Origin of the sequence: Candidatus Frankia nodulisporulans (assembly GCF_902806475.1) — a bacterium.
GTDB classification, from domain to species: Bacteria; Actinomycetota; Actinomycetes; order Frankiales; family Frankiaceae; genus Frankia; species Frankia umida.
This window is the reverse complement of the sequence record NZ_CADCWS010000254.1, coordinates 1-5,855: the sequence shown is the minus strand read 5'-3', so window position 1 is coordinate 5,855 and position 5,855 is coordinate 1. Positions and strand designations below refer to the sequence as shown.

Below are 5,855 nucleotides of genomic sequence, written 5' to 3'. Positions count from 1 at the left end.
CAGGCGGGGTGGACCGATGCGTCGCCGTCGCTCTGCCCGCCGGAACCGCCGCCGCTACCACCGCCGAAGGGGTCCGTCCCCGTGCCCGGTCCGCCGGAACCGCCGGAACCACCCGCATCCGGCGGACCGCCGCCCGAGCCGAGGGAGAACGGCGACCCGGCGGTCAGCAGGCAGTAGCCGCCGGACTCCTTGCCCACGTCGTACGACTCCCGGCTGGCGCTGCCACCGCTGCGCTGCACGTCCACCTGGACCTCGCGCACCGTCTCCGCGGCGCTGGGGTGGACGGTCTGCACGGTGCGCACCGCGTAGGAGGCGACCGTGCCACGGACACCGTCGAACGCCCGCATGATCGTGCTGTACTCGCGCTGGGACCGCGTGCCGCGAACCGTCGCACAGAGCCGGCTGTACGCCGCGTCGTACCGGGCGGCCCGCACATCCGCGAGATAGGACCGGACAGCACTCGCCGGACCCTTGTCGCTCCCGCTGAGGACCAGGACACCCACAGCACCCGCGCCGACCGCGAGCGCGACCACGATCGCGAGCGGCACGATCCACCGCGTCGGCCGACGCCTCGCCGACCGAGGCAGTGGCACCCCGCCTGGCCCGATCGGGCTACCCCAGGAACCCGACGCCGGCGGCCCCATCGGACGACCCCCCGGCCCCATCGGGCCCATCGGGCCCATCGGGCCCATGGAACCCGGTGCCGGCTGGCCAGCCGGCCGCGCTGGCCAGCCAGGACCGACAGGTCCCCCAGCCGGACCCGGCGCACCACCTGGGCCGGTGGGGCCCAACGGACCAGGTGGTCGCCCCGGCACTGGCGACCCGCCGAACCCGGACCATCCACCCTGACCAGGCGCTCCCAGCTGGCCGGGCGCTCCCGGGTGGGGGCGTTGGTCCACGGGGCCGGGACGTCCACCAGAGCCGGGATAACCAGACGGGCCGGGATAACCGGACGTCCCAGGCTGACCCGGTGCCGGATACGACATCGGCGCGGATGGCCCGGCCGGGCCAGGCCCACCGATCGGTGGTACCCACCTCTCACCGCCGCCCGGAGCCGCCGGAGCGGGCGCTGATCCTGATGTGTCCGGTGGGACCGCAGCGGCCTGCCGGGGCCGAAAGGCGGAGGCCGGGGGGACGGGACGCTGGGCCAACGGGGGCAGATCCCGATCCGTGGGGACAGCCCGCATCGTCTCCTCGGCGGACGAGGGGTGGTTCCATCCCGCTGCGGGTAGCCCGCTGCCACCCTGCTCATGCTCGTGTTCACCGGACGGGTTCTCGTTGCCCGGTCCGTTCATCTGACCCCCTCGCGCCGCGACCCACCCCAGCGAACGCCTATCCGGACGTCAACCGTCGATGTTGGCATTATCCTGCCCGGACTCACCCGAATCAGGCGGCCCCGATCGCATTTCCGACGCATCGCCGCCCGGGCGTTCCGCCGCCGCTGACGGCCGACCGTCCAGCCGTCCCACCGTCCAGCTGTCCCACAGTCCAGCCGTCAGCCGGGTTCGGTCGGGTTCGGCTGCTCACTCGTCTCGATCACATCCGGATGACGCGGACGCAGCGCTACCCCGACCGCGGCCCACACCAGATCGGCGATGGTGGCCAGCAGCCGCGCGACCAGCGCCACCAGTGTCGCCGGGCCACTCGCGATCGCGGGCGCGAGCGCGAGAACCAGGACGGCCTCGCGCACCCCGGCCCCGGCCGGCAGCACCAGCACCAGGAAGCCGGCCGTCCAGGCCAGCGCGTACGCGCCGAGTGAGAGCGTCACCAGCCGCGCCCCGCCGATCTCGGGGTCGAGGTCGCGCACGAGCAGCCACGTCGCCAGTCCGTACCAGACGAAGCTGAGCAGCAGCCATCCGGCCCCAGCCGCGATCGGACGCAACGTCAACGGCACATCAAGACCCGGCCGCCGCAGCAGCCGAAACGCCCGCTCCAACAGTCTGGACAGCACCGGCGGGCACAGCAGCACCGCGAACACCGGCACCGCCACCAGCGCCCACCAGTACCGCGCCAACGCGTCGGCGGACACGAACGGCAACGTGACCGCGGCCGCGAGCCCACCGCTGGGAACCGCGAGCGCCAGCACCACGAGACTCGCCGACGCGGCCTTCGGCCGGGACACCCCGTAGTCGCGCGAAAGCTCCATCTGCGCGAGCACCGGCCACACACTGCCCGGGATGTACTTCCCGATCTGCCCGACGAAGAAGATCCGCACCGCCGCCCGCAGCGGCAGTTTCGCCCCCAGCCCCGCCAACAGCGCCCGCCAGGACAGCACCGTCGTCCCGACCGCCAACACCGTCAACACCCCGGACGAGACCACGCCACTCACCGTGAGCAGCGAAAAGGACTCGCGGACGTCGTTCCACTGACTGACCAGTGCCAACGCCAACAGCCCGAGCGCGACGACGAGCGCCCCTCGCGTCACCCACCAGCGCGGCCCCCGGCCCTTCGAGCCGGCGGCCGGCTCAGAACCCGCAACCGCCTCAGTGCCCGCAGACGCCTCAGAACCCGCAGGCGCCTCGAAACCCACGGGCGGCGGCGTGCCGGGATCGGATGACGCGCTCGAACGGGACGCCGCGCTCGGGGTGACCGAACCGTTCGGGGCGGGGGTGACGCCCGAACCCACCGAGGAGCCCGAGCCCGAGGCTGCGCTCGAAGACGGCAACCGTGGATCCAGGGCGTTCTTCGCGAGTGCGCGCGCGCCCGACGCGGAATGCTGACCCACCAGAACAGATTAGGCCGGGCTCTGCCCGACATCCCCGCCGCCCCTCGGCAGCCCGCGGCCAAGCCACTTACTCGCGTCGACGGCCGGACACGCCCGCCCGGCCGGCCGTCGCGCCGATCAGACGCCGACGGCTACCCGTCGCCGCCAGGTGGTGGGCGTCGTCGGGTAGCCGTCGGGTGGTGATGCCAGGTGGTGATGTCAGTGCTGGTCGGCGACTCGCTGTGCGGCGGAGTGGTCGCCGTTGCGCTGAACACCAGGGGACTTCGGCTTCGAGGACGCGGCCGACGTGACCGAGGAGCCCACGGATGCCGAAGCCGAGGACGCCGAGGAACCGACCGCGGTCGGGTCGTCGTCCAGGATGGCCTGGCGCTTCGCGATGGCCTCGACGACCTTGCGGGCGAGGTCCTGCGGGGCGAGGCCGACCTCGGCGAGGATCTGGTCGCGCTTGCCGTGCTCGAGGAAGCGCTGGGCGATGCCGAAATCGCGCAGCGGGACGTCGACGTCGTTGTCGCGCAGGAGCTGCGCGAGCGTCGAGCCGACGCCGCCGACCCGGCCGTTGTCCTCGATGGTGACGACCAGGTCGTGGTCCTGGGCGAGGCCGACGAGGGCGGTGGGCAGTGGCTTGACCCAACGCGGGTCGACCACTGTGATCCCGATGCCCTGGCTGGCGACCAGGCGGGCCACCTCGAGTGCGGTGGTGGCCATCGCGCCGATCGAGACGAGCAGCACCTCGCGGCGCTGGGCGACGGCCGGGGACCGGAAAAGCACGTCCACGCCGCCGATGGTGTCGATGGCGGGGATGTCCGGGGCGACCGTGCCCTTGGCGAAACGCACCACGGTGGGCTTGTCGGTGGTGGCGACGGCCTCGCGCAGTTCGGCGCGCAGGGTCGGCGCGTCGCGGGGGGCGGCGATCGCGAGGTCGGGGACGACCTGCAGGAAGGACATGTCCCACATGCCGTTGTGGGACGCGCCGTCCTCACCGGTGACCCCGGCGCGGTCAAGCACGAACGTCACCGGCTGACGGTGCAGGGCGACGTCCATCAGCACCTGGTCGAAGGCACGGTTGAGGAACGTCGCGTACAGGCAGACGACCGGCTTGAGGCCGCCCATCGCCAGGCCCGCGGCGGAGGTGACGGCGTGCTGTTCGGCGATGCCGACGTCGAAGACCCGGTCGGGGTAGGCCTTGGCGAACTTGCTGAGGCCGACCGGGGCCAGCATCGCCGCGGTCAGGGTGACCACGTCCGGCCGCTCGGCACCGATCTGGACGATCTCGTCGGAGAAGACGTTCGTCCAGCTGGTGCTCTTCGCGGTGGAGAGCGGCTTGCCGGTGATCGGGTTGATCACGCCGACACCGTGGAAGTTGTCGGCCTGGTCCTGCTCCGCCGGCGGGTAGCCGAAGCCCTTGCGGGTGACGCAGTGGACGATCACCGGGCCGCCGAAGTCGCGTGCGCGGCGCAGGGCCGACTCGACCGCGGCGGTGTCGTGACCGTCGACCGGGCCGACGTACTTCAGCCCGAGGTCCTCGAACATCCCCTGCGGCTGGACGACGTCCTTGATGCCCTTCTTGATGCCGTGCAGCGCGTCGAACAGCGGCGCGCCGACCAGCGGCGTGCGACCGAGGACCTGCTTGACGACGTCGAGGACCTGCTCGTACTCGGGGGCCAGACGCAGCGCGGCGAGATGGTCGGCGAGACCACCGATCGTCGGCGCGTAGGACCGGCCGTTGTCGTTCACGACCACGACGACGGGACGGTCGCCGGCGGCGATGTTGTTCAACGCCTCCCAGCACATGCCACCCGTCAGCGCGCCGTCACCGACGACGGCGACGACCGCCCGGTCCTCGCCACGCAGGGCGTAGGCACGGGAGAGACCGTCGGCGTACGACAGTGCCGTCGAGGCGTGCGAGTTCTCGATGATGTCGTGCTCGGACTCGGCCTGGCAGGGGTAGCCCGAAAGGCCGCCCTTCTGGCGCAGACCGTCGAAGTCGTCCACCCGACCGGTGAGCATCTTGTGGACGTAGGACTGGTGCCCGGTGTCCCAAAGGACCCGGTCGAACGGTGAGTCGAACACTCGGTGGATCGCCAGCGTCAGCTCGACGGCCCCGAGGTTGGGGCCGAGGTGGCCCCCGGTACGCGCGACGGCGTGGATGAGGAAATCACGGATCTCGGCCGCCAGGGTGCCGAGCTCCTCGTGGTCGAGGCGCTTGACGTCCTGGGGACAGCTGATCGTGGACAGAAGCGACACGGCGGGAACTCCCTCTCCCGAAAGGGGATCGGTCCGGGTCCGGCAAAGTCTACGCAGGTCAGCTGGGGCCCCGCAGACACCCAGACGACATGTGAGTTCCTCGTGGAACGCAGGGTAATAGGTCCCGGCGGGGTAGTATCGGCCGGCTCTTGCCCCCACCCCTTGTCCGGGTTCGGGCACGTAGAAGAGTGTCGTCACCTGGCGGGTCGTCCGTCAACACGCCGTGGCATCGGCCGGCCGTACAGGCGAGTGAATCCCTCCCCGACCATCTTGATTCAGCACCGTTCAGGATGAATCAGATACCCCGAGTTACCTTACGGTGGGTTCAAAAAGGGCGACGCATTCGACGTGATGCGTCATCGGGAACAGATCGAAGGCGCGCAGCGCGGTCATCGTGTAACCACGAGCTCTGAACGTGGCCAGGTCGCGGCCGAGTGCCACCGGGTCACAGGCCACGTAGGCGACGGCACGTGGGTGGTGTCCCAGCAGCGCCGCGACCACCTCCGCCCCCGCTCCGGCCCGCGGCGGGTCGAGCACCGCGCACCCGACCCTGCCGGCGGACGGCCCGGTGCCGAGCACACCGCGCACGGTCGCCGGCGTCACTCGCACCGCACGTAGCGACACCTGTGGCAGGTCCGCGAGGTTGTCCGCGGCCGCGGCGACGGCGGCCGCCTCCGACTCCATCGCCACGACCCGCCCGGACGGCCCGACATCCTCGGCGAGGAACGCCGCGAACAGCCCCGCGCCGGCGTAGAGATCAAGCGCGATCTCTCCCGGCTGTGGCCGCAACGCCGTCCGTACCGCGTCGACCAGCACCTTCGGGGCAGCCGCGTGCACCTGCCAGAACACCCCCGGCCCGACCGCGAAGCTGCGCCGCCCCACGACC

4 protein-coding genes and 1 pseudogene are annotated in these 5,855 nt (G+C 71.7%); 1 reads left to right on the top strand and 4 read right to left on the bottom strand.

Annotated features, from left to right (window positions below; all coding sequences use genetic code 11):
- Together G6R24_RS17425 and G6R24_RS17420 are read right to left on the bottom strand one after the other, a co-directional pair.
- Positions 1 to 548 (bottom strand): annotated as a pseudogene (locus tag G6R24_RS17425) (hypothetical protein); the annotation flags it as partial.
- A 947-nt stretch (positions 549 to 1,495) separates the two neighbouring features.
- Positions 1,496 to 2,425 carry a lysylphosphatidylglycerol synthase transmembrane domain-containing protein gene (locus tag G6R24_RS17420; RefSeq protein WP_225438661.1) on the bottom strand — a complete coding sequence of 310 codons (930 nt, stop codon included), beginning with the start codon at positions 2,423 to 2,425 and terminating at the stop codon, positions 1,496 to 1,498.
- Between the two features lie 115 nt (positions 2,426 to 2,540).
- On the opposite strand from G6R24_RS17420, the gene G6R24_RS17415 reads away from it, so the two are divergent.
- Positions 2,541 to 2,720: a hypothetical protein gene (locus G6R24_RS17415; protein WP_163550279.1), complete on the top strand. Its 180-nt coding sequence runs from the start codon at positions 2,541 to 2,543 to the stop codon at positions 2,718 to 2,720.
- A gap of 203 nt (positions 2,721 to 2,923) precedes the next feature.
- Here G6R24_RS17415 and dxs read toward each other — a convergent pair whose 3' ends face one another.
- Together dxs and G6R24_RS17405 are read right to left on the bottom strand one after the other, a co-directional pair.
- Positions 2,924 to 4,969 carry a 1-deoxy-D-xylulose-5-phosphate synthase gene (gene dxs / locus G6R24_RS17410; protein WP_225438660.1) on the bottom strand — a complete coding sequence of 682 codons (2,046 nt, stop codon included), beginning with the start codon at positions 4,967 to 4,969 and terminating at the stop codon, positions 2,924 to 2,926.
- Between the two features lie 309 nt (positions 4,970 to 5,278).
- Positions 5,279 to 5,855: class I SAM-dependent RNA methyltransferase (locus tag G6R24_RS17405; protein ID WP_476727358.1), on the bottom strand; the 577-nt coding region annotated here is incomplete at its 5' end.